This is a genomic window from Pseudomonas sp. FSL R10-2964, assembly GCF_009600035.1.
GTDB lineage: Bacteria > Pseudomonadota > Gammaproteobacteria > Pseudomonadales > Pseudomonadaceae > Aquipseudomonas > Aquipseudomonas bubulae.
The window spans coordinates 75,362-95,624 of record NZ_WIWH01000017.1 but is presented as its reverse complement, the minus strand read 5'-3'; the positions used below and the strand labels follow the sequence as shown (position 1 = coordinate 95,624).

The following is a 20,263-nucleotide window of genomic DNA, read 5'->3' as shown; positions in this document are numbered from 1 at the left end:
GGCTCCGTGATGGTGGCTGAATGGCTGATCCTGCTCGACACTCAAGGGCTGAAAAAGGTATACGTTCAGGCTCCATGCTGTTGAACGATATCGCATTAGACCATAGCGATTGCATGCTCTACCTGGCTGGCCACTCAGACAGACAAGGCTTAGGAACGACATAGCGATTCCAAGGACACGGGAAATGGACCTACATATTTTAAAGTCTCGATTACAAGCTCATCTGGGTGATGGGCTTGTCACGATTGTGGGGTCTGGCGTTTCTTGTGCTGAAGGCTTGCCTGGTATGGGAGAGCTGGCGGATTACCTCTTGGCCAATGTGGGGCATGGACTCAGTGATGCAGACGCTGCTTCGTGGTCAGCAGCATCGCAACTTATCTCGACCAAAGGTTTGGAAGCAGCGCTACTAGCCGCACCACCTACGCCTCAGCTTGAAGCGTCAATTTCTGCGGCAACTGGCCGGCTCATTTCAGAGCGGGAACGTACCGTCGTGTCTGAGGTGTTCACAGGCAAGCGGAAGCTCCGACTGACGCGATTGCTTATGCATTTGGTCAAACCAGTGGCGGGCATGACCATAGTAACGACAAACTATGACCGCCTAGTTGAGATCGCAGCCGAGGAGGCCGACATTGGTGCCGACACGATGTTTATCGGACGATTTGCGGGGCAACTAAATGAACGCGAGAGTCAAATGAGCTTTTGCCGCGCGGCCACGGTCAAGCCTCGACGGGCGGCAGTGTCATTGCAATATCGACCACGGGCTCTCATTTGCAAACCGCATGGAAGCCTGGATTGGTATGTGCGAGCTGGACGCCCTGTCTGCTATGGGGGAGATTTGCCAGATGCTGTTCGGTTGATTATCACGCCAGGACAGAACAAATTCAGAAATGGGTATGAAAGCCCGTTCGATCTGCACCGTGCTCGTGCAAATGAAGCTATTGATCGGGCCGGCCGCTACCTGATTCTTGGTTACGGCTTCAATGACGATCACCTAGAAACACACCTGACCCCAGGTATTAAAAGTGGTAAGCCTACTCTCATGCTTACCCGTTCCCTTTCCGCCGTGGCACGACAAATGGCGCTCATGCACGCCAACGTGATCGCCATTGAGCATTCAATCATAGGCGGGGTTGCAGGTACCGCCGTCATTGCTGAACAAAAGGAGTTCTTTTTTCCAGACATCGGAATTTGGGACGTAGATTCATTCGTAACGGAGGTTCTTGAGCCATGACTGATACGCCTGCAGCACTGCAATTTGCTGAGCCTGACGTGCTCGGTCGCGTCTCCTCTGTGGATACGAGCCGAGTAGCTGTAGATGTTTCGAACTCAGTTCTGTTAACACGGATCGGCATCGGTAACCTCATCGCGATCAAAGGCAGCACCGAAAGAGAGTTTTTGATTGCCATTACCGAGCGGGTTACACGTACCTTAAGCGATGATCTCCCTGATGAGCTGCCAATTGAAGGTGAAGAGCTACCCCTTATGGCCGTACCGACGGATACAGTTCGGGGGGCACTGATTGGTACCTTCAGGACGGTCGACGGTGATAAGAAAAATACGTTCAAACGGGGCGCTGACAGTTTCCCGCAAATTGACCGCGAGTGTTTTGTCATTGAGGGCGCAAATCTTCAGCGGTTCATGGGTATTCTCGGAGCAGACTACCCCGAAAACGAGAGATTGAAATTAGGGGTCTTTGTCGCTGACCGCACTGCTGAAGCCATTGCTAGTGGCGACAAGTTCTTTCAACGGCATGCGGCAATTTTGGGGAGCACTGGTTCGGGTAAGAGTTACGCAGTCGCCCTGATTCTGGAGCGGGCAGCACAGCTCAAATACCCGAATATAATTGTATTTGATATGCACGGGGAGTATGCCCCGTTGGCCGACGCCGCCAAGGGGGGCTGTGCGACGCGCATTCGCATCGCCGGACCTGGTGACTTGGCCGCCCCAAAAGACGACGCACTTTTTCTGCCGTATTGGTTACTCAATCGCGACGAAATGCTGTCGATGATTCTTGACCGTAGCGACCAAAACGCTCCAAACCAGGCATCAAGGTTTACCTCTCACGTCCGAGCACTGAAGCAGAAAACGCTTGAATTGGAAGGTAAGAACGATGTCGCAAAGACATTCACCGTTGACTCGCCGATCCCCTACGCAATCGCAGATCTACTTGCCGTTCTGAATACAGACAACACGGCAAAAGGTGTAGGCAAGACCGGCCCAGTCAAAGGTGAGTGGGAAGACAAGCTGACACGTTTTATATCGCGAATGGAAGCCAAGCTCGAAGACCGTCGTTATGGCTTTATGTTCTCACCCCCAGCAGTAGCAAATACTTACGGATGGCTGGCTGCGCAGATTACCCGGCTCTTAGGTTCAAACAATGGCAAGGGCATTAAAATTATCGATTTTTCGGAAGTCCCATCTGATGTCTTGCCTGTGGTGACAGGGACACTTGCTCGACTGCTCTACGACGTGCAGTTTTGGATGACCGCTGAAAAACGCACACCCGTTACGTTACTTTGCGACGAAGCGCACTTGTACTTGCCTGTCCGAGACGATGCGGATGCGGTTCAACGACAAGCGCTTGGAGCCTTCGAGCGGATAGCGAAGGAAGGGCGAAAGTATGGCTTCTCACTCCTTGTTGTCAGTCAGCGCCCTTCAGACGTCAGTAGAACGATTTTGAGCCAATGCAACAATTTCTTAGCGCTGCGGCTTACCAACGATGTAGACCAAAACGTTATCAAGCGCCTAATGCCAGACTCGTTAGCAGGCTTGACTAGCGTCCTTCCGTTACTAGATACAGGCGAAGCTTTAATGCTAGGGGACGCAGTACTCCTACCATCACGCATCAAATTGGACCTCCCCAGCATCACACCTGACAGCGCAACCCGTGATTTCTGGAAAGACTGGGGTTCTCAAGCACCTGATATCGAAGCGCTGGCAAATGCCGTTGAATCGTTGAGAAGTCAGACTAAAAACGTGGATGGTTAACCTAGCAGTGCATCTCGCATAGCAAGAGTGGGGGGATAAATGGGGGGACAAAAATAGAGCCCCCCATAAAACCTAGTAAAATAAGGCAATAACCAACAAATAACGCCGCCCACAAGCCGGCTTTTTAATGCCTGAAATAATCCTCGTTCACTCGACACTCCTCGATAGCGACGCCATCACCCGCCAGTTCGCGTTCGATCTGTTCGATGCTGGGCAAACTGGTCTGCAACTCTGCTGGCAGTGACTCTACCAACTGGTACTCGGCCACGCCGATGGGCCGGGTGTTATCGCGCAAGGCGTACTCGGCCACCACCTTGTTCTTGCTGGAGCACAGCAACAGGCCGATGGTGGGGCTGTCCTGGGGATCCTTGACCTGCCCATCCACGGCGGCCAGATAAAAACCCAACTGCCCAAGGTGCTCCGGTTTGAATTTACCGGCCTTGAGTTCAACCACTACATAGCAGCGCAGCTTGAGGTGGTAGAACAGCAGATCGATAAAAAACTCGTCACCTCCCACATTCAAAAGCACTTGTTTGCCGACGAAGGCAAAACCTGCGCCCAGCTCCAGCAAAAAGTCGGTGACATGCCTGACCAAAGCAGTTTCTATCTCTCGTTCATGCGCATCAGCGCCAAGGCCAAGAAAGTCGAAACGGTAAGGATCTTTCAACGATTCACGGGCCAAATCGGACTGGGGTTTGGGCAAGAAGTTTTCAAAATTGCTCACGGCCTTGCCACTGCGCTCCAGTAAACGACCCTCGATCTGCATGACCAGCGTATTTCGCGACCAGTTGTGTTCGATGGCCTTGGCCGCATACCAGCGGCGGGTTTCGGGGCCGGGGAGTTTGTCCAGCAACGCCAATTGGTGATACCAGGGCAATTGTGCAAGCACCTCTTGCACAATTGCTGTGTCAGGCCATGCCTGGGCAAAGGCACGCATATATTTGAGGTTGCGTGGCGAGAAACCTTTCATGTGCGGGAAGGCTGCGCGCAGATCCAGCGCCAGACGCTCAATCACTTTCGTGCCCCAACCTTGCTGTGTCTGGCGGGTCAAAATGTCGTGACCGATTTGCCAGTACAGCAGCACCAGCTCGCGGTTCACCGCCAACGTGGCGCGCTGCTGGGCGCCATGAATGCGGCCTTTAAGATCGCTCAACCAGTCACTGTAGCCCTCGGGCTGCGCACTCAAACCAACAGGAGTTTCACTCATGGCTTTTTCTCTCGTGACCACGCCAGCGTGCTCGAAACATCTGCAGTGCACAGATCCAATCGCTGGCAGGGCACACAACATAAGCCTTTAAATTCGGTCTTTTCGTACGACACTTCGCTTTCATTCTCGTGAAACTTCCGAGAAAAATCCCGTTCGCTTACGCCTGCCAAACTCGGGAAATAGTCTCGGGCCATCGCTGCAAAATCAGCGGTCGGGTTTAGTCGCCCGATCTGTAATCCGGCGCAAGGCAACACCTCCGCAAGGTGCTTTTTACGGCCTGTGTTTTATGGTGGCCGTGCGCAGGGCGCCCTTGTGGCGCGCCGGGTTCCGGATGCACCGGTCGACTAACCTGCGTACGGCTGCCACCCACTCGTTTAGTAGCGACAAGTGAAAACCCCCTCACCTGGATACATGGGCGCCCTGTCGATTTGCCCCAAAACCCGCCGTCTGCTAGTGTCAGCCGGTTTTAACGCCTACCGAGAATGCCGCCATGGCCCGCAAAAAAGCTTCCCCGGATTTCGAACAGTCACTCGCTGACCTGCAAACACTGGTCGAGCGTCTGGAAAATGGCGAGCTGTCGCTGGAAGATTCCCTGACCGCCTTCGAACAAGGCATCCGCCTGACCCGTGATTGCCAGGGCGCACTGGCCCAGGCCGAGCAGAAAGTACAGATCCTGCTTGAGCGTGACGGTGAGCTGGCACAAGAGCCTTTTGATGCGGAACAGTCCGAATGATTGATGCTTACCAGATCAGCAGCCAGGCCCGTGTCAATGCGGCGCTTGAAAGCCTGTTTGTCGCTCCGGCTCCCGAGCTGGCCCGTCTTTATGAGGCCATGCGCTACAGCGTCATGAATGGCGGCAAACGGGTTCGCCCGCTGCTGGCCTATGCCGCCTGCGAAGCCCTCGGCAGTACACCTGAGCAAGCCAATGGCGCGGCCTGTGCCGTGGAATTGATCCACGCCTATTCGCTGGTGCACGACGACTTGCCCGCAATGGACGATGACGATCTGCGTCGCGGCCAGCCAACCACCCACAAAGCGTTCGACGAAGCCTGCGCCATTCTGGCGGGCGACGGCCTGCAAAGCCTGGCGTTCAGCGCTTTGCTCGACCCGCGCCTGAGCAACCTGGACGCCGACACCCGTTTGCGCATGGTCACGGCCCTGGCTTTTGCTGCAGGCCCGGCGGGCATGGTCGGCGGGCAAGCGATCGACCTCGGTTCGGTGGGGCTCAAGCTCGACCAGGCCGCGCTGGAATACATGCACCGGCACAAGACCGGCGCCCTGATCGAAGCCAGCGTGCAACTGGGCGCCCTGGCCAGCGGTCATGCAAACGAAGACAACCTGCACGCACTGAGCGTTTATGCACGGGCCATTGGCCTGGCGTTTCAGGTTCAGGACGACATTCTGGATGTTGAAAGCGATACCGCAACTCTGGGTAAACGCCAGGGGGCCGACATAGCACGGGACAAACCGACCTACCCCGCCCTGATGGGGCTGGAGCAGGCCAAAGGCTATGCGCTTGAGCTGCGCGACCAGGCGCTCAACGCCCTGCGACATTTTGATGCAGCCGCCGAACCGCTGCGTGAACTGGCACGTTATATCGTTGAGCGACGCCACTAAAGGGCGCTCCTCGGTAACGTTTTCTGACAGCTCTAATGCCAAGGTCTTACGAACGAATGCCAGACTGCGTGGGCAGCTTACGTTCCATAAGGTAAACTGCCGCCTCTTCTTATACCTATAACGATTCGCCTGATGCCAACGACGTTTCAAGAGATTCCCCGCAACCGTCCGACTACGCCCCTGCTTGACCGGGCAGGCACGCCTGCGGGCCTGCGCCGCCTGGCAGAAGCCGAGCTGGAAACCCTGGCCGATGAGTTGCGCCTGGAATTGCTCTATACCGTCGGCCAGACGGGCGGGCATTTCGGTGCCGGCCTGGGTGTCATTGAGCTGACCATCGCGTTGCACTACGTGTTCGACACCCCGGACGACCGGCTGGTGTGGGACGTGGGCCATCAGGCGTATCCGCATAAAATCCTCACGGGCCGTCGCGAGCAGATGGCAACGTTGCGTCAGAAAGACGGCATTGCCGCTTTCCCGCGTCGTGCCGAGAGCGAGTACGACACCTTTGGTGTCGGCCACTCCAGCACCTCGATCAGCGCAGCGCTGGGCATGGCCATTGCCGCCCGCCTGCAAAAAAGCGAGCGCAAGGCGATTGCCGTGATCGGTGACGGCGCATTGACTGCGGGCATGGCGTTTGAGGCGTTGAACCACGCGCCCGAAGTCGACGCCAACATGCTGGTGATCCTCAACGACAACGACATGTCGATCTCGCGCAATGTTGGTGGTTTGTCCAACTACCTGGCCAAGATCCTGTCGAGCCGCACCTATGCAAGCATGCGCGAAGGCAGCAAAAAGGTGCTCTCGCGTCTGCCTGGTGCGTGGGAAATTGCGCGGCGCACAGAAGAATACGCCAAGGGCATGCTGGTACCCGGCACCCTGTTCGAAGAGTTGGGCTGGAACTATATCGGCCCGATCGATGGCCACGACCTGCCGACCTTGATCGCGACGCTGCGCAATATGCGCGACCTCAAAGGGCCGCAGTTTCTGCATATCGTCACCAAAAAAGGCAAGGGCTTCGCTCCGGCAGAAGCGGACCCTATCGGCTATCACGCCATCACCAAGCTCGAACCGCTCAATGCTCCGAAAGCTGCACCGAAGGCACCCAGCGGGCCCAAATACTCCGCCGTGTTTGGCGAGTGGCTGTGCGACATGGCCGCTGCCGATGAGCGCCTGGTGGGCATCACCCCGGCCATGAAAGAAGGCTCGGATCTGATTGCGTTCAGCGAGCGGTATCCAAAGCGCTATTTCGACGTGGCGATTGCAGAGCAACATGCCGTGACCTTTGCTGCCGGCATGGCCTGCGAAGGCTCCAAGCCGGTAGTGGCAATTTACTCGACGTTCCTGCAGCGCGGTTACGACCAGCTGGTGCATGACGTCGCGGTGCAGAATCTTGACGTGCTGTTCGCCATCGACCGTGCCGGCCTGGTGGGCGAAGACGGCCCGACCCACGCTGGCAGCTTCGATCTGTCGTTCCTGCGCTGCATCCCGGGCATGCTTATCATGACCCCGAGCGATGAGAACGAACTGCGCAAAATGCTCACCACCGGCCACCTGTACAACGGCCCGGCGGCAGTGCGTTACCCTCGCGGCACAGGCCCGAACGCAGTGATCGAAAAAAACCTCGAGCCGCTGGAAATCGGCAAGGGCGTGATTCGTCGCCAGGGTTCGAAAGTCGCCATGCTGGTATTCGGCGTGCAACTGGCAGAAGCCCTGCAAGTGGCAGAAAAAATCGACGCCACCGTGGTCGACATGCGCTTCGTCAAGCCGATGGATGAAGAGCTGGTTCGCGAAATGGCTGCCAGCCATGAGCTGCTGGTGACCATCGAAGAGAACGCTGTCATGGGCGGCGCAGGCGCCGGCGTCAGCGAGTTCCTGGCCCGTGAAAACGTGCTCAAGTCTGTGCTGCACCTGGGCTTGCCGGATATTTACGTCGAACATGCCAAACCGAGCCAGATGCTGGCCGAATGCGGCCTGGATGCGGCAGGTATCGAAGCCTCGGTGCGTCAGCGCATGGAACTCCTGGGGCTCTGAGCCACTTGGTCTGCGCGATTTCGTAGCAGCTGCCGCAGGCTGCGTTCGATTGCGAAGCGATCGTAAATCCGCCCCCCTCGGTGATACTGATACACCGCGAGGCATGGTTTACGGTGGCAACGCCACCGGACGCAGCCTCGTTCCTACGGCAGCTGCTACGATCCGCCCAACACCCTGTTGAGACACCATGAAACGCCTTCGTCTTGCCCTGATCCTCGGTTTTATCCCCGCCTGCCCTTTGCTTGCAGAGCCGCTGGAGCGCGAAGATGCGCTCAAACTCCCGCAGATCCTGATCACCGGCAATCGCCAGGTCGAGGCTCGCTCGGACAGCACAAGCGCCAACAGCGTGTTCACCCGTGACGATATCGACCGCCTGCAACCCACCAGCCTGACCGACTTGCTCGGCCGGGTACCCGGTGTACAAGTGGCCCGCAGCGGTGGACGCGGCGGTTTGCCGGGGATTTACATTCGCGGCACCAAGTCGGCGCAAAGCCTGGTGCTGGTCGACGGCCAGCGCATGGCCAATGCCACTTCGGCCGACAGCAATCTGCAGTACCTCAATATCGATCAGATCGAGCGGGTTGAAGTGCTGCGCGGCTCGCGCTCGGTGATCTACGGCAGCGATGCGATTGGCGGTGTGATCCAGATTTTCACCCGACGCGGTGCCGATCAAGCCCCGCAGCTTCGCCTGCATAGTGCAGTTGGCAGTTATGGCAGCTCGCAAAACAGCCTGGGCATCTCCGGTGGCGACGGGCAAACGCGCTACAACCTCAGTGGCAGCCTGGAACAAACCGCCGGGATCAACCGCACCCACGAATCCTTCCCCAGCGACAGCGACCACGACGCCTATCGCAACAAGTCACTGAGCCTGAACCTGAGCCACTACCTGAACCAGGAGCTTGAAATTGGCCTGACGGCCATGAAAAACGTCGGCAAGACCGAACTCGACAATTCGTTCGGGCGCTGGGACCCGCAGACCCAGACTGTCAGTGGCCAACAGCTCTACAGCGATTTTGATATCAGCAGCGTCGGCAGTTTTATCGACGCGCAACTGAACGAACGCTGGAACTCGCGCCTGGAGCTGGGTCACAGCGAAAACCGTGAAAAAACCCGGGACAAACTCAGCGCCGAGATCTACAGCTTCAACACCTATCGCGACTCGCTGAACTGGCAGAACAACCTGACGCTGGACGATCAAAACAGCCTGATCCTCGGCGCCGACGCCTATCAAGACCGGGTACGCAGCAGCACCGTTTTCGAGGAAGACAGCCGCTGGAACCGCGCCGCGTTTGTTCAGCACCGCTTCCACGGCGAATACTTCTCGACCGAGCTGGGCCTGCGTCACGACCAGAACCAGCAATTTGGCAGCCACAATACCTGGAGCGCCAGCCTGATGGTGCCGCTGAACGCCGACAACGACGTTATGCTGACTTACAGTGAAGGGTTTCGCGCACCGACGTTCAATGACTTGTACTACCCGCAGTTCGGCAATCCCGATCTCAAGCCGGAATACTCAAAAAGCTACGAGTTGCAATGGCGCAGTCAGCTAAGTGAGACCAGTCGCCTGGAAACCTCGCTGTATCGCACCGATATTCGCGACGCGATTGTGGCCGATGCCGACTTTATTCAGCAGAACATCGGCGCAGCACGGATCACCGGTTTCGAAAGCGCGTTGCAGCAAGAATGGTTCGGCTGGCAGAGCAGCCTGGGTATCGCGATTATTGACCCGCGCGATCGTGATACCGGCCATACCCTGAGCCGCCGCGCACGCCGTACCTTGAGCCTGGATCTGGATCGGCAATTTGACAAGGTAGGTGTCGGCGCCAGCTGGCAAGCGGTGAGCAGCAGCTTCAATGATGAAGACAACAAGCAGCCCGTTGGCGGTTATGGCTTGCTGGGATTACGCGGCAACTGGCAGGCCAGCTCAGAAGTGCGGCTCGACCTGAAGGTCGATAACCTGCTGGACAAAAGCTTCACCCGCGCGCTGTACAGCTATGACGGCAACTACTATGGCTACCGCGAAGAACGGCGCTCGCTGCAGCTGGCAATTACCTGGACGCCGACGTTCTAAACCTGTGGGAGCGTGATAGCATCACCGCGACTTACCTGACACTGCGCATCACCTGCATCGCGAGCAAGCCCGCTCCCACAGATAATTTTTATCTCTGTAATTGCTCACACAATCTGGCCGTCGCTTCCAGCATCTGCCCGCTCGGACGCTCCAGGCCCTTGTCGGCCAATAGCAGCAAACGCCCATGCTTGACCGCATCGATCTGCGGCCAGGCTTTCCAGGCATCCAGCTGCGCCTGGGTGCCGGCGATAATCACCTCAGGATTACGCTGTAACACAGACTCTATACCAACCTGCGGCGCCGGCAGTTTGAGGTCGTCAAACATATTGCTTGCCCCGCACACTGCCAGCGCATCACTGATGATTTGCCCGCCGCCGATGGTGTACAGCGGCTGATCCCACACCTGATAAAACACCCGCACAGGCACGTCAGTCCGGTACTGTTCACGCAGTTGTGCCAGACGTTGGCGCAGTTGCGTTGCCTGCTCCCTTCCACGCTGCGGGCGACCCAGGGCGATGGCCAGGGCTTCAACCTGATCGGCCAGTTGATCGAGGCTTGCCGGTTCGGCGGTGAAGGTGGGGATATTCAGGTTACGCAATTGCTCGCGCTGGGCAACACCCACACTGCCTGGCCAAAGCAAAAGCAGGTCGGGTTGCAGGCTGAGCAGACGCTCCATGTCCAGTTGCCCGTAGCGGCCCACAGAAGGCACGCCGGCAAGCTCAGGTAACGGCTCCCCTGCTTCCAGACGCCCTACCAGCAAATCGGCGGCGCCGAGTTCGACAACCATTTCAGAAAGGGACGGTGACAGGCTCACCACGCGGCTGACAGCCTGGGCAGAAAAGTTGACAGTCAGCAACAGAGCTGCCAGCCAGACGCGCATCAGCCTACCTGGCGGGGGACGCGATAGAGGTAAAACAGCACCAGCGTTGACAGTACCAGCAGCAATAGCGGTACGCCTTCAAGCCCGACAAACACCGCCAGCGTGGCAATCCAGGTGGGCAGCCCCGCAGCTAGCAGGGACCGCTGACGTGCACGCGCCAACTCATCCCAGGCTGCAGGTTCCTGTGGGGTGTCGAGGGCTTTCTGCAGATTGATCAGGCCATGTTTGTAAGGCCCGAACGTGCGCAGGGTGACGAACATCGAAGCCACGCCCGCAATAAATAACGGCATTGCCAGCTCAGGCAGCAACGGCTCGGCGCTGCCGAAAAACCAGCAGACCAGCACCAGAGGCAGCAGGGTCAGCAGCAGCTGTTGCCACCAACTGAAACTCAGGCGCCGACGACGCTGGCCACGGGTCATGCCGGGTCAGCCTCGCTCTGATGCTGGTTACCCATCATGTGCCCTAGCTTGTTGGCTTTGGTCGCCAGGTACAGCTTGTTGTGCGGGTTGTGCCCGGTGTGCAGCGGCACACGCTCGGCCACGGTGATGCCCATGTCAGTCAGGGCTTTGACCTTGCGCGGATTGTTGGTCATCAGGCGCAGCGAATGCACGCCTACGTGCTCCAGCATCGGCAGGCAAATGGCGTAATCGCGCTGGTCGGCGGCAAAGCCGAGGCGCTCGTTGGCTTCAACGGTATCGGCGCCGCCATCTTGCAACTCGTAGGCACGGATTTTGTTGAGCAAGCCGATGCCACGGCCTTCCTGACGCAGGTACAGCAATACGCCACGACCTTCGCGGGCAATGGCCTGCAAGGCGGCTTCAAGCTGCGAGCCGCAGTCGCAGCGCTGGCTGAACAGGGCGTCACCGGTCAGGCATTCGGAATGCACACGCCCCAGAACCGGCGCACCGTCTGTAACGTCGCCCAAACTGAGCACAACGTGTTCACGACCCGTGGCCTTCTCAAGGAAGCCATGCATAGTGAACTCGGCAAAGGGGGTGGGTAATTTGCAAGCGGCAACGAAAACGACAGGCACCGTGTGCTCCTGATCAGTTTGAGTACTGGAAATTCGCAGAGGCGACATTGTAACAGGAGGTTCCTACAGACGCTTAGGCTGAATTACCGAGGATAAATATCTAAAAGTTTGATGACTTACGCTACACAGGCCCCGTGGGAGCGGGCTTGCTCGCGAAACAGGCGATGCGGTGTATCAGGCTGAACGTGGCGCTGCCATCGCGAGCAAGCCCGCTCCCACAGGGTCACGCACGAAAATGCTGATAGCCGTGCACTGCCGGAGTAATGTCCAGGCCTTCGTCATCCAGCAGCGTGACGCCCTGCCCTTCAACCACGCGACCAATCACATGGATAGGCCAGCCATCGGCCAGCAGGGTCGGCACCTCAACCTCAGGCAAGGTAAACGCCAGTACATAGTCATCACCGCCGCTCAACGCTGCCTGTTGCGCTCCCGCCTCGCCCAGGAACTCTTCCAGCGCCAGCGAGACCGGCACCCGGTCGAGTTCAATCGCCAGCCCCACCTTCGACGCCGACGCGATATGCCCGCAATCGGCCAGCAGGCCATCGGAAATATCCAGCGCCGAGGTGGCTCTACCACGCAGGGCCTGGCCCAGCGCCAACTGCGGTTGTGGCGACCAGTAATGAGCCAGCAACGGTTCGCCGATCATCGATGCCGCGGTGCGCTGTCCCAGCACCAACGGCAACGCCCCGGCCGCATTGCCCAGCTCGCCACCCACACACAGCAGGTCACCGGGGCGCGCGCCGCTGCGGGTCAGGGCATGGCCCGTGGGCACTCGCCCGAAAACTGTAAGGGTCAGACACAATGGCCCGCGCGTGGTGTCGCCACCGATAAGGCGCAGGCCACAGGTCTGGGCCATCAGGTTCAAACCACGGGCATAGGTTTGCAGCCACTCGGCGTCAAACGTCGGCAGGGTCAGGGCAAGGGTAAATGCGACAGGAGTTGCGCCCATGGCCGCCAAATCACTGGCCGCCACCGCCAGCGAACGCTGACCGAGCAGGAAAGGGTCGCAGGGATCTGCGAAGTGCACCCCGGCTACCAGGGTGTCGGTGGAAATCGCCAGCTGTTCCCCGAAGGGAACATCCAGCAGGGCGCAGTCGTCGCCAATACCCAGGGCAACACCCTCGCCGCCCTGCGCACAGGGCGCGGCAGCGAAGAAGTTGCGGATCAGCTCAAACTCGCCCATGGCCGACAGCGCGGTTTAGCGCTTGTAAGCCTTTACTTCAGCTTCACGCAGGCGTGGCGCCAGTTTGTCGAGCACACCGTTGACGAACTTGTGGCCGTCGGTGGAGCCGAACACTTTCGCCAGCTCGATGCCTTCGTTGATTACAACGCGGTAAGGCACGTCAACACGCTTGATCAGCTCCCAGGTGGACAGGCGCAGAACAGACAGCTCAACCGGATCGAGTTCTTCGATGGTGATGTCCAGGCACGGAACCAGGGCAGCATCGATCTCGCCTTTGTGCGCAGGCACGCCGTGCAGGATTTCACGGAAGTAGGCAGCATCAACGTCGGAGAAGTCGTTATCGACGCGGAATTGCGCTTCGATTTCGTTCAGCGACTGCTTGGCCATGTGCCATTGGTACAGGGCCTGAGTTGCGAGTTGACGCGCTTCACGGCGCTTGGCGCTCTTGGAAGGCTTGCCAGCGTCCGCAGGTTTCGGCTCGCGCGGGTTGAAACGATCGCTTTCGTCGGAAATCACTTGGCCTCCAACTGTGCCAACAGGCTAACCATTTCAAGGGCGGACAAGGCAGCTTCTGCGCCTTTGTTGCCAGCTTTGGTGCCCGAGCGCTCGATGGCTTGTTCAATCGAGTCAACGGTCAGCACGCCGAAGGCAACCGGTACGCCGAACTGCATGGACACTTGGGACAAGCCCTTGGTGCACTCGCCAGCAACGTATTCGAAATGCGGAGTACCGCCACGAATCACGGCGCCCAGGGCGATGATGGCGGCGAATTCGTTGCGCTGGGCAACTTTTTGCGCGACCAGCGGGATTTCAAACGCGCCAGGTGCGCGGATGATGGTGATGTCGCTTTCGTTCACACCGTGGCGAACCAGGGCATCAACGGCACCACTCACCAGGCTTTCGACGACGAAGCTGTTGAAACGGCCAACTACGAGTGCGTAGCGACCTTTGGGGGCGATGAAGGTACCTTCGATGGTCTTCAGGGTCATTCGGTATGTCTCGTATTAAAGAGCCAGAGCGCATTTGCATGCGCTCTTTAGGATATTGGGCCACGAATTCGGACTGGACACGACCGGTCTTTATTCGGAGGGCACGTATTCTACAACTTCCAGATCGAAACCGGATATGGCATTGAACTTCATTGGTGAACTCATCAGGCGCATTTTGCGTACACCGAGGTCACGCAGGATCTGCGAACCGGCACCGACGATGCTGTAGGTGGTCGGTTTTTTCACCGGCGCGTGGTCTGCCGTTTCGCGGATATTGGCCAGCAATACATCGCCATCCAGGGGGTGACCGAGCAACAGCACCACACCGCTGCCGGCCTCAGCCACCGCGCTCATGGCGGCGCGCAGGCTCCAGCGGCCGGGCTGCTTGACCATCAGCAGGTCGCGCAGCGGGTCCATGTTATGCACGCGCACCAGGGTCGGTTCTTCGGCGCAGATCTTGCCCAGGGTCAGTGCCATATGCACATCGCCTTCGACTGAATCACGATAGGTCACCAAATTGAATTGGCCCAGCTCGCTGTCCAGTGGCTGCTCGGCAATCCGCTGAACGGTACGTTCGTGAATCATGCGGTAGTGGATCAGGTCGGCAATGGTGCCGATCTTGATGCCGTGCTCGGCCGCGAAAGCTTCCAGTTCAGGGCGACGGGCCATGGTGCCATCGTCGTTCATCACTTCGCAGATCACTCCGCTTGGCTCGAACCCGGCCATGCGCGCCAGATCACAGGCGGCTTCAGTGTGGCCGGCGCGGGCCAGGGTGCCACCGGCTTGAGCCATCAACGGGAAGATATGGCCCGGGCTGACGATGTCTTCGGCTTTGGCGTCCTTGGCGGCCGCCGCTTGCACGGTGCGCGCGCGGTCAGCGGCAGAGATGCCGGTAGTGACGCCGGTGGCCGCTTCGATCGAGACCGTGAACTTGGTGCCAAAACCGGAACCGTTGCGCGGTGCCATCAACGGCAGCTTGAGCAGTTCGCAACGCTCGCGGCTCATCGGCATGCAGATCAGGCCACGGGCAAAGCGCGCCATAAAGTTGATGTGCTCGGCCTGACAACACTCGGCGGCCATGATCAGGTCGCCTTCGTTCTCGCGGTCTTCGTCATCCATAAGGATGACCATCTTGCCTTGGCGGATATCTTCAACCAGTTCTTCGATGCTGTTGAGCGCCACGCGGCACCCCCTTACGTCAGGATTTGAGAAAGCCGTTGGCGGCCAGAAAACTTTCGCTGATGCCACCCGAGGTCGGCTCGGCAGCTTTGTCACCCAGCAGCAAACGCTCAAGGTAGCGCGCCAGCAAATCGACCTCGAGGTTGACCCGGCGACCCGGACGGTAGTCACCCATGATGGTTTCGCTCAGGGTGTGCGGAATGATGGTCAGCGAGAACTCGGCGCCATTGACCGCGTTCACTGTCAGGCTGGTGCCGTCGACCGTGATCGAGCCTTTATGGGCAATGTACTTGGCCAGTTCTTTGGGTGCACGGATGCGGAACTCGATGGCACGGGCGTTCTCCTCACGGGAGATCACCTCGCCCACGCCATCAACGTGGCCGCTGACCAGATGACCGCCCAGGCGCGTGGTCGGGGTCAGGGCCTTTTCCAGGTTGACCCGGCTGCCGCTTTTCAAGTCGTTGAACGCGGTGCAATCGAGGGTCTCGCGGCTGACGTCAGCGGCAAAGCCGTTGCCCGACAGCTCAACGGCGGTCAGGCACACGCCATTGATGGCGATGCTGTCGCCGAGTTTGACGTCGCTCAGGTCGAGCTTGCCGGTGTCGATGGAAACTCGCACATCACCGCCCTTGGGGGTCAATGCACGGATGCTGCCGATGGATTCAATGATGCCGGTAAACATGGCGTTCCCCTTGAGAACAAAGCCTGCGTAACACGAAGGCTGAGAATTATACGCTCGCTGACGGCACAGGTATGGCAGTGACTCGCCAGTCATCGCCTACCGCGCGCATGTCGGTAATTTTGAGCAATGGCGCTTCGCTCATATGGGTCAGCGGCAGCTCCAGTAATGGCCGCGCCGTAGAGCCCAAAAACTTGGCCGCGACAAATATCTGGTATTCATCCACCAACCCCTGCTCGGCAAAAGCCCCCGCCAGACGCGGCCCGGCCTCCACCAGCACTTCGTTGACGCCGCGGGCGGCCAGCGCCTGCAACAACTTGCGCAGGTCGACCTGGCCATTGGCGCCGTGGATCACCAGGCACTCGGGCCCGGTACGGTATTGCTCGGCAGGCGGCACGCAGGTGGCAACCAGCGCTGGCCCGGCCTTGAAGAACGGTGCATCCAGCGGCACCCGCAAACGCCCGTCGATCAACACCCGCAACGGCGGACGACTGAGCGCCAGCGCGGTCAGCTCGGGGCTCAGGCCCAGTTCAGGGCCGCGCACGGTCAGGCGGGCGCCATCGGCCAGCACGGTATCCGCACCCGTCAGCACCACACTGGCCTGGGCCCGCAAGCGCTGCACCGCCGAGCGCGCTTCTGGCCCGGTGATCCACTGGCTTTCGCCGTTGGCCATCGCGGTGCGGCCATCAAGGCTCATGGCCATTTTGACCCGTACAAACGGCAGGCCGTGTTCCATGCGCTTGAGAAAACCAGGGTTCAACGCCCGGGCATCGGCTTCCAGCACACCACTGCGCACTTCAATACCGGCATCGGCCAAACGCTTGAGGCCACGCCCGGCAACTTCCGGGTTGGGGTCCTGCATGGCTGCAACCACACGCGCCACACCTGCGCTAATCAGCCCTTCGGCGCACGGTGGGGTGTGCCCATGATGGCTGCACGGCTCAAGGGTGACATAGGCCGTGGCGCCCCGCGCCAGCTCACCGGCCGCGCGCAAGGCGTGGACTTCGGCATGGGGCTCGCCGGTGCGCACGTGCCAGCCTTCGCCGACGATCTGCCCGTCACGTACGATGACGCAACCGACACGGGGGTTGGGGTGGGTGGTGTACAGCCCGATGCGCGCCAGCTCGATGGCCCGCGCCATGTAATGGGTGTCTAAAATCGATTGTTCTGTGGACTGGATCATTCTTTGGAAGGCTCACGGGCAAGACGGTCGATCTCTTCGCGGAACTCGTTCAAGTCCTGGAAACGTCGATAGACCGAGGCAAAGCGGATATAGGCCACTTCGTCGAGCTTTTGCAGCTCGCCCATGACCAGTTCACCAACAACCAGCGATTTGACTTCGCGTTCGCCAGTGGCGCGCAGCTTGTGCTTGATCCGGGCCAGCGCGGCTTCAAGACGCTCGACACTCACCGGACGCTTTTCCAGCGCACGCTGCATGCCGGCGCGCAGCTTTTCTTCATCGAACGGCTGGCGGCTGCCGTCCTGCTTGATAAGGCGGGGTAATACCAACTCAGCTGTTTCAAAGGTGGTGAAACGTTCACCACAGGCCAGGCATTCACGCCGGCGGCGCACCTGGTCGCCCTCGGCAACCAGACGCGAGTCGATGACTTTAGTGTCGTTGGCACCGCAGAAGGGACAGTGCATGGTGGCAGCCAACAAAAATGGGGAGCGCCATGTTAGCGCATCCCACTGGCAAGACAAGCCATAGGCTTTACGGTATACAGACGGGCTACTATCTTTTACACAATCTGATACACCGACTGACCTGCCGCTGGAGCCGTGTATGCCGCTACGAACGCTTGTTTTGCTGTGCCTTGCCAGTTTGCTGGTCGCTTGTAGCAGTGAGCCGCCAAAATCGGCACAGCCCCAAGTGCTGACGCAGCCAAAAACCGATGCCCCGGCTGACCTTGGCCCGCTGCCGTCATATCAGCGCGAGTTGAGCGGAGTGCTGACCGGTGTGCCGGCAGGCGCCGAGGTCGAGCTGGCCATGCTGATCGTTGACGATCGTGGCCGCCCCCAAGGCTTGATGGCCAGCAGCAAGATCCTCGGCAACAGCCAGGCGCTGCCTTTCAAGCTGCGCTTCAATCCGCAAGCCTTCCCGACCGGCATGCGGGTCGAGCTGCGCGGCCGCGCCAGCCAGTCCGGGCAATTGATCCTGCATCTGCCTTCGCGGATCATCAACCAGCCCACCACGCAGGCGCTGGGTACCCTGGCCTTCGTCAAAGCACCATGAATATACCGTTTGGCCTGCAGCAGTCGTTGAGCGAGTTGCTGGGTGATGCGCGGCTGGTGGCGACCGACTTGCCCGGCACCGCGCTCAAACTCTGGTTGATCGATGCCCACAATATGGATCTCGCCTTCACCCCCGACGAAACCCGGCGCATTCTCTACGAACCTCCCTACTGGGCCTTTTGCTGGGCCAGCGGGCTGGCGCTCGCACGCTTTCTGGCCGAGCAACCGCAGTGGGTCAAGGGCAAGCGCGTTCTGGATTTTGGTGCCGGTTCGGGCGTTGCAGCGATTGCAGCAGCCAGGGCCGGGGCGCTGGAAGTGGTGGCCTGTGACCTTGACCCGCTGGCACTGGCGGCCTGCAGGGCCAATGCCCAGCTCAACGATGTCGCGCTGGGCTACTCCAGCGATTTTTTTGCCGAGGCGGACCGGTTCGATCTGATCCTGGTGGCTGATGTGCTCTACGACCGAGAAAACCTGCCGCTGCTGGATCAGTTCCCTAGCCGCGGCCAGCAGACCCTGATAGCCGATTCCCGCGTACGCGACTTCAAGCACCCGCTTTATCGGCAACTGGCCATGCTCAAGGCCCTGACCCTGCCCGACCTGGCCGAGCCCCACGAATTTCGCAACGTCAGCCTGTATCACGCACAACGCGAGCCTGTGCCTTTCAGCCACTGCGCCCAGCCTTTATAGTTGCTCTTATTTACCTGCTTCGAGACACGAAATGAATCAGCCTACGCCTTCTTACAGCTTCGACGTGACCTCCACTGACTTCGACAGGCTGGTGGTCCAGGCCTCATTCGACCAACCCGTACTGGTGGATTTCTGGGCCGAGTGGTGCGCTCCCTGCAAGGTGATGCTGCCGATCCTGGAGCAAATTGCCGAGGACTATCAGGGCGAACTGCTGCTGGCCAAGGTCAACTGTGATGTCGAGCAGGATATTGTTGGCCGCATTGGCATTCAGACCTTGCCCACCGTGGTGCTGTTCAAGGACGGCAAAGTGGTCGACGGTTTCCAGGAAGCCCAGCCGGAATCAGCGATCCGTGCCATGCTCGCGCCCCATGTGGTGATGCCTGAAGCTGCGGTTGAAGACCCGCTGGTTCAAGCCCAGGCGCTGTTTGCCGAAAGCCGTTTTGCCGATGCTGAAGCCTTGCTCAAAAGCATCCTGACTGAAGACAACAGCAACGCCAAAGCGCTGATCCTGTATGGCCGCTGCCTGGCTGAACGTGGCGAGCTGACTGAAGCACAAGCGGTGCTGGATGCGGTCAAGAGCGACGAGCACAAGGCCGAGCTGGCGGGCGCCAAGGCGCAACTGACGTTCTTGCGCCAGGCGGCGGACTTGCCGGATGTGGCTGACCTGAAGACCCGCGTGGCACAAAACCCGCAGGACGACGAAGCGGCGTATCAACTGGCAATCCAGCAACTGGCACGCCAGCAATATGAAGGCGCACTGGACGGGCTACTGAAACTGTTTACCCGCAACCGCAGCTACAACGAAGGCATCACCCACAAGACCCTGCTGCAGGTGTTCGACCTGCTGGGCAATGATCACCCGCTGGTCACCACCTACCGCCGCAAGCTGTTTGCTGCGCTGTACTAAACCCCGATACATATCTGTAGATACTCTGTTGCAGGTCAAGCCCTATTGTGGGAGCGAGCCTGCTCGCGAACGACCTTCGCGAGCAGGCTCGCTCCCACAGTTGCAGTGTTCCTGTAGCTGCCGAACGCAGCCTCGTCCCTCGGCAGTTGCTACGGGAGTTTTTGTTACGCCACGTCAACCCAGCTGTAAATCGGCGAATCAGCACCGCTAACCACTTTCACCTCGGCACAATGGCGCAGGCGCACCAACAAGCGTTTGCCTGCGCCCGTGCTGCCGGTCAGCGCTTCAAGCTGCCCCAGCAATTCCGGCCCGCTGATCTGTCCAGCCTTGCGCAGCAAATCCTTGGTGGCTTCCCACACGGCATCATCCTGATTCGCAGGTTTTGCGGGCGGCTGGCTGATCGGTGCTTCACTGACGTGCAGTTGCGCGCCCAGCTTTATCCAGTCGCTCTCATCCAGCTCCACCGTCAAATCCACCGGCCAGTCGCCTATCGTTCCGCGAATGCGCACCATCGTCGTGCTCCTCAATTTTCTTGCAGCCATGCTCCCACGCGCCTTGCGTAACGCCAAGCACACGGGCA

General features: G+C 59.2%; 21 protein-coding genes. 9 read left to right on the top strand and 12 right to left on the bottom strand.

All coding sequences use genetic code 11. The features are described 5' to 3' along the window. The first annotated feature begins 184 nt into the window (after positions 1 to 184). Positions 185 to 1,231 (top strand): SIR2 family protein, encoded by a 1,047-nt coding sequence (locus GHN92_RS11870; RefSeq protein ID WP_153380222.1) that lies wholly within the window; start codon positions 185 to 187, stop codon positions 1,229 to 1,231. Further along, a complete protein-coding gene (locus GHN92_RS11865; protein WP_153380220.1) occupies positions 1,228 to 2,988 on the top strand; it encodes an ATP-binding protein in 1,761 nt (586 codons plus the stop codon). Before GHN92_RS11870 ends, GHN92_RS11865 begins: the two co-directional genes overlap by 4 nt. Before the next feature lie 124 nt (positions 2,989 to 3,112). On the opposite strand, the gene GHN92_RS11860 is transcribed toward GHN92_RS11865, so the two are convergent. After that, positions 3,113 to 4,195, bottom strand: coding sequence for a YhcG family protein (locus GHN92_RS11860; protein WP_094999458.1), 1,083 nt, complete (start codon positions 4,193 to 4,195; stop codon positions 3,113 to 3,115). A 490-nt stretch (positions 4,196 to 4,685) separates the two neighbouring features. Here GHN92_RS11860 and GHN92_RS11855 point away from each other — a divergent pair, with 490 nt between their 5' ends. From GHN92_RS11855 to GHN92_RS11840, 4 genes are all read left to right on the top strand, one after another. Beyond that, positions 4,686 to 4,928 (top strand): exodeoxyribonuclease VII small subunit, encoded by a 243-nt coding sequence (locus GHN92_RS11855; protein ID WP_019824297.1) that lies wholly within the window; start codon positions 4,686 to 4,688, stop codon positions 4,926 to 4,928. Next, positions 4,925 to 5,812: a (2E,6E)-farnesyl diphosphate synthase gene (gene ispA, locus GHN92_RS11850; RefSeq protein WP_153327130.1), complete on the top strand. Its 888-nt coding sequence runs from the start codon at positions 4,925 to 4,927 to the stop codon at positions 5,810 to 5,812. Before GHN92_RS11855 ends, ispA begins: the two co-directional genes overlap by 4 nt. A 132-nt stretch (positions 5,813 to 5,944) precedes the next feature. Further along, a complete protein-coding gene (gene dxs, locus GHN92_RS11845) occupies positions 5,945 to 7,843 on the top strand; it encodes a 1-deoxy-D-xylulose-5-phosphate synthase (RefSeq protein WP_094999460.1) in 1,899 nt (632 codons plus the stop codon). 187 nt (positions 7,844 to 8,030) lie between these two features. Further along, positions 8,031 to 9,914: a TonB-dependent receptor domain-containing protein gene (locus tag GHN92_RS11840; protein ID WP_153380218.1), complete on the top strand. Its 1,884-nt coding sequence runs from the start codon at positions 8,031 to 8,033 to the stop codon at positions 9,912 to 9,914. Between the two features lie 88 nt (positions 9,915 to 10,002). Here the strand turns inward: GHN92_RS11840 and GHN92_RS11835 are convergent, their stop codons facing one another. From GHN92_RS11835 to nrdR, 10 genes are all read right to left on the bottom strand, one after another. Then, complete coding sequence (locus GHN92_RS11835; protein ID WP_153380216.1) at positions 10,003 to 10,794, bottom strand: cobalamin-binding protein; 792 nt, start codon at positions 10,792 to 10,794, stop codon at positions 10,003 to 10,005. Continuing rightward, the gene (locus tag GHN92_RS11830) at positions 10,794 to 11,213 is read right to left on the bottom strand and encodes an MFS transporter (RefSeq protein ID WP_094999463.1); all 420 of its coding nucleotides are present in this window, start codon (positions 11,211 to 11,213) and stop codon (positions 10,794 to 10,796) included. Before GHN92_RS11830 ends, GHN92_RS11835 begins: the two co-directional genes overlap by 1 nt. After that, positions 11,210 to 11,827, bottom strand: a complete 618-nt coding sequence (gene ribA, locus GHN92_RS11825) for a GTP cyclohydrolase II (RefSeq protein WP_165446501.1) — start codon at positions 11,825 to 11,827, stop codon at positions 11,210 to 11,212. Before ribA ends, GHN92_RS11830 begins: the two co-directional genes overlap by 4 nt. Before the next feature lie 223 nt (positions 11,828 to 12,050). Then, entirely contained in the window at positions 12,051 to 13,010 is a 960-nt protein-coding gene (thiL, locus tag GHN92_RS11820) for a thiamine-phosphate kinase (protein ID WP_153380214.1), read from the bottom strand. Positions 13,011 to 13,025: 15 nt separating this feature from the next. Next, complete coding sequence (gene nusB, locus GHN92_RS11815) at positions 13,026 to 13,526, bottom strand: transcription antitermination factor NusB (protein WP_094999466.1); 501 nt, start codon at positions 13,524 to 13,526, stop codon at positions 13,026 to 13,028. Continuing rightward, a complete protein-coding gene (ribE, locus tag GHN92_RS11810) occupies positions 13,523 to 13,999 on the bottom strand; it encodes a 6,7-dimethyl-8-ribityllumazine synthase (protein ID WP_003444275.1) in 477 nt (158 codons plus the stop codon). Before ribE ends, nusB begins: the two co-directional genes overlap by 4 nt. Positions 14,000 to 14,089: 90 nt before the next feature. Continuing rightward, a complete protein-coding gene (gene ribBA / locus GHN92_RS11805) occupies positions 14,090 to 15,181 on the bottom strand; it encodes a bifunctional 3,4-dihydroxy-2-butanone-4-phosphate synthase/GTP cyclohydrolase II (RefSeq protein WP_094999467.1) in 1,092 nt (363 codons plus the stop codon). Positions 15,182 to 15,197: 16 nt separating this feature from the next. Next, positions 15,198 to 15,860: a riboflavin synthase gene (locus tag GHN92_RS11800; RefSeq protein ID WP_086795767.1), complete on the bottom strand. Its 663-nt coding sequence runs from the start codon at positions 15,858 to 15,860 to the stop codon at positions 15,198 to 15,200. Between the two features lie 46 nt (positions 15,861 to 15,906). Further along, positions 15,907 to 17,040: a bifunctional diaminohydroxyphosphoribosylaminopyrimidine deaminase/5-amino-6-(5-phosphoribosylamino)uracil reductase RibD gene (ribD, locus tag GHN92_RS11795; RefSeq protein ID WP_178102621.1), complete on the bottom strand. Its 1,134-nt coding sequence runs from the start codon at positions 17,038 to 17,040 to the stop codon at positions 15,907 to 15,909. Beyond that, on the bottom strand, positions 17,037 to 17,501 hold the full coding sequence (gene nrdR, locus GHN92_RS11790; RefSeq protein WP_029611200.1) for a transcriptional regulator NrdR: 465 nt from the start codon (positions 17,499 to 17,501) through the stop codon (positions 17,037 to 17,039). The genes ribD and nrdR overlap by 4 nt, the downstream gene beginning before the upstream one ends. A 139-nt stretch (positions 17,502 to 17,640) precedes the next feature. Between nrdR and GHN92_RS11785 the strand changes: the two genes are divergently transcribed. From GHN92_RS11785 to trxA, 3 genes are read left to right on the top strand one after another with little or no spacing between them, the layout of a single operon-like run. Further along, positions 17,641 to 18,090, top strand: coding sequence for a hypothetical protein (locus GHN92_RS11785; RefSeq protein WP_094999468.1), 450 nt, complete (start codon positions 17,641 to 17,643; stop codon positions 18,088 to 18,090). Continuing rightward, positions 18,087 to 18,776: a methyltransferase gene (locus tag GHN92_RS11780; protein ID WP_153380212.1), complete on the top strand. Its 690-nt coding sequence runs from the start codon at positions 18,087 to 18,089 to the stop codon at positions 18,774 to 18,776. Before GHN92_RS11785 ends, GHN92_RS11780 begins: the two co-directional genes overlap by 4 nt. Positions 18,777 to 18,807: 31 nt before the next feature. Continuing rightward, positions 18,808 to 19,683: a thioredoxin gene (gene trxA, locus GHN92_RS11775; RefSeq protein ID WP_094999470.1), complete on the top strand. Its 876-nt coding sequence runs from the start codon at positions 18,808 to 18,810 to the stop codon at positions 19,681 to 19,683. Between the two features lie 164 nt (positions 19,684 to 19,847). Here trxA and GHN92_RS11770 read toward each other — a convergent pair whose 3' ends face one another. Further along, on the bottom strand, positions 19,848 to 20,195 hold the full coding sequence (locus GHN92_RS11770; RefSeq protein WP_094999471.1) for a hypothetical protein: 348 nt from the start codon (positions 20,193 to 20,195) through the stop codon (positions 19,848 to 19,850). Between the last annotated feature and the right edge of the window lie 68 nt (positions 20,196 to 20,263).

Excerpts from the sequence above, each read along its gene's own strand:
- GHN92_RS11870 (WP_153380222.1), top strand. The coding sequence starts at position 185 with ATGGACCTACATATTTTAAAGTCTCGATTACAAGCTCATCTGGGTGAT.
- GHN92_RS11865 (WP_153380220.1), top strand. The coding sequence starts at position 1,228 with ATGACTGATACGCCTGCAGCACTGCAATTTGCTGAGCCTGACGTGCTC.
- GHN92_RS11860 (WP_094999458.1), bottom strand. The coding sequence starts at position 4,195 with ATGAGTGAAACTCCTGTTGGTTTGAGTGCGCAGCCCGAGGGCTACAGT.
- GHN92_RS11855 (WP_019824297.1), top strand. The coding sequence starts at position 4,686 with ATGGCCCGCAAAAAAGCTTCCCCGGATTTCGAACAGTCACTCGCTGAC.
- ispA (WP_153327130.1), top strand. The coding sequence starts at position 4,925 with ATGATTGATGCTTACCAGATCAGCAGCCAGGCCCGTGTCAATGCGGCG.
- dxs (WP_094999460.1), top strand. The coding sequence starts at position 5,945 with ATGCCAACGACGTTTCAAGAGATTCCCCGCAACCGTCCGACTACGCCC.
- GHN92_RS11840 (WP_153380218.1), top strand. The coding sequence starts at position 8,031 with ATGAAACGCCTTCGTCTTGCCCTGATCCTCGGTTTTATCCCCGCCTGC.
- GHN92_RS11835 (WP_153380216.1), bottom strand. The coding sequence starts at position 10,794 with ATGCGCGTCTGGCTGGCAGCTCTGTTGCTGACTGTCAACTTTTCTGCC.
- GHN92_RS11830 (WP_094999463.1), bottom strand. The coding sequence starts at position 11,213 with ATGACCCGTGGCCAGCGTCGTCGGCGCCTGAGTTTCAGTTGGTGGCAA.
- thiL (WP_153380214.1), bottom strand. The coding sequence starts at position 13,010 with ATGGGCGAGTTTGAGCTGATCCGCAACTTCTTCGCTGCCGCGCCCTGT.
- ribE (WP_003444275.1), bottom strand. The coding sequence starts at position 13,999 with ATGACCCTGAAGACCATCGAAGGTACCTTCATCGCCCCCAAAGGTCGC.
- GHN92_RS11800 (WP_086795767.1), bottom strand. The coding sequence starts at position 15,860 with ATGTTTACCGGCATCATTGAATCCATCGGCAGCATCCGTGCATTGACC.
- ribD (WP_178102621.1), bottom strand. The coding sequence starts at position 17,040 with ATGATCCAGTCCACAGAACAATCGATTTTAGACACCCATTACATGGCG.
- nrdR (WP_029611200.1), bottom strand. The coding sequence starts at position 17,501 with ATGCACTGTCCCTTCTGCGGTGCCAACGACACTAAAGTCATCGACTCG.
- GHN92_RS11785 (WP_094999468.1), top strand. The coding sequence starts at position 17,641 with ATGCCGCTACGAACGCTTGTTTTGCTGTGCCTTGCCAGTTTGCTGGTC.
- GHN92_RS11780 (WP_153380212.1), top strand. The coding sequence starts at position 18,087 with ATGAATATACCGTTTGGCCTGCAGCAGTCGTTGAGCGAGTTGCTGGGT.
- trxA (WP_094999470.1), top strand. The coding sequence starts at position 18,808 with ATGAATCAGCCTACGCCTTCTTACAGCTTCGACGTGACCTCCACTGAC.
- GHN92_RS11770 (WP_094999471.1), bottom strand. The coding sequence starts at position 20,195 with ATGGTGCGCATTCGCGGAACGATAGGCGACTGGCCGGTGGATTTGACG.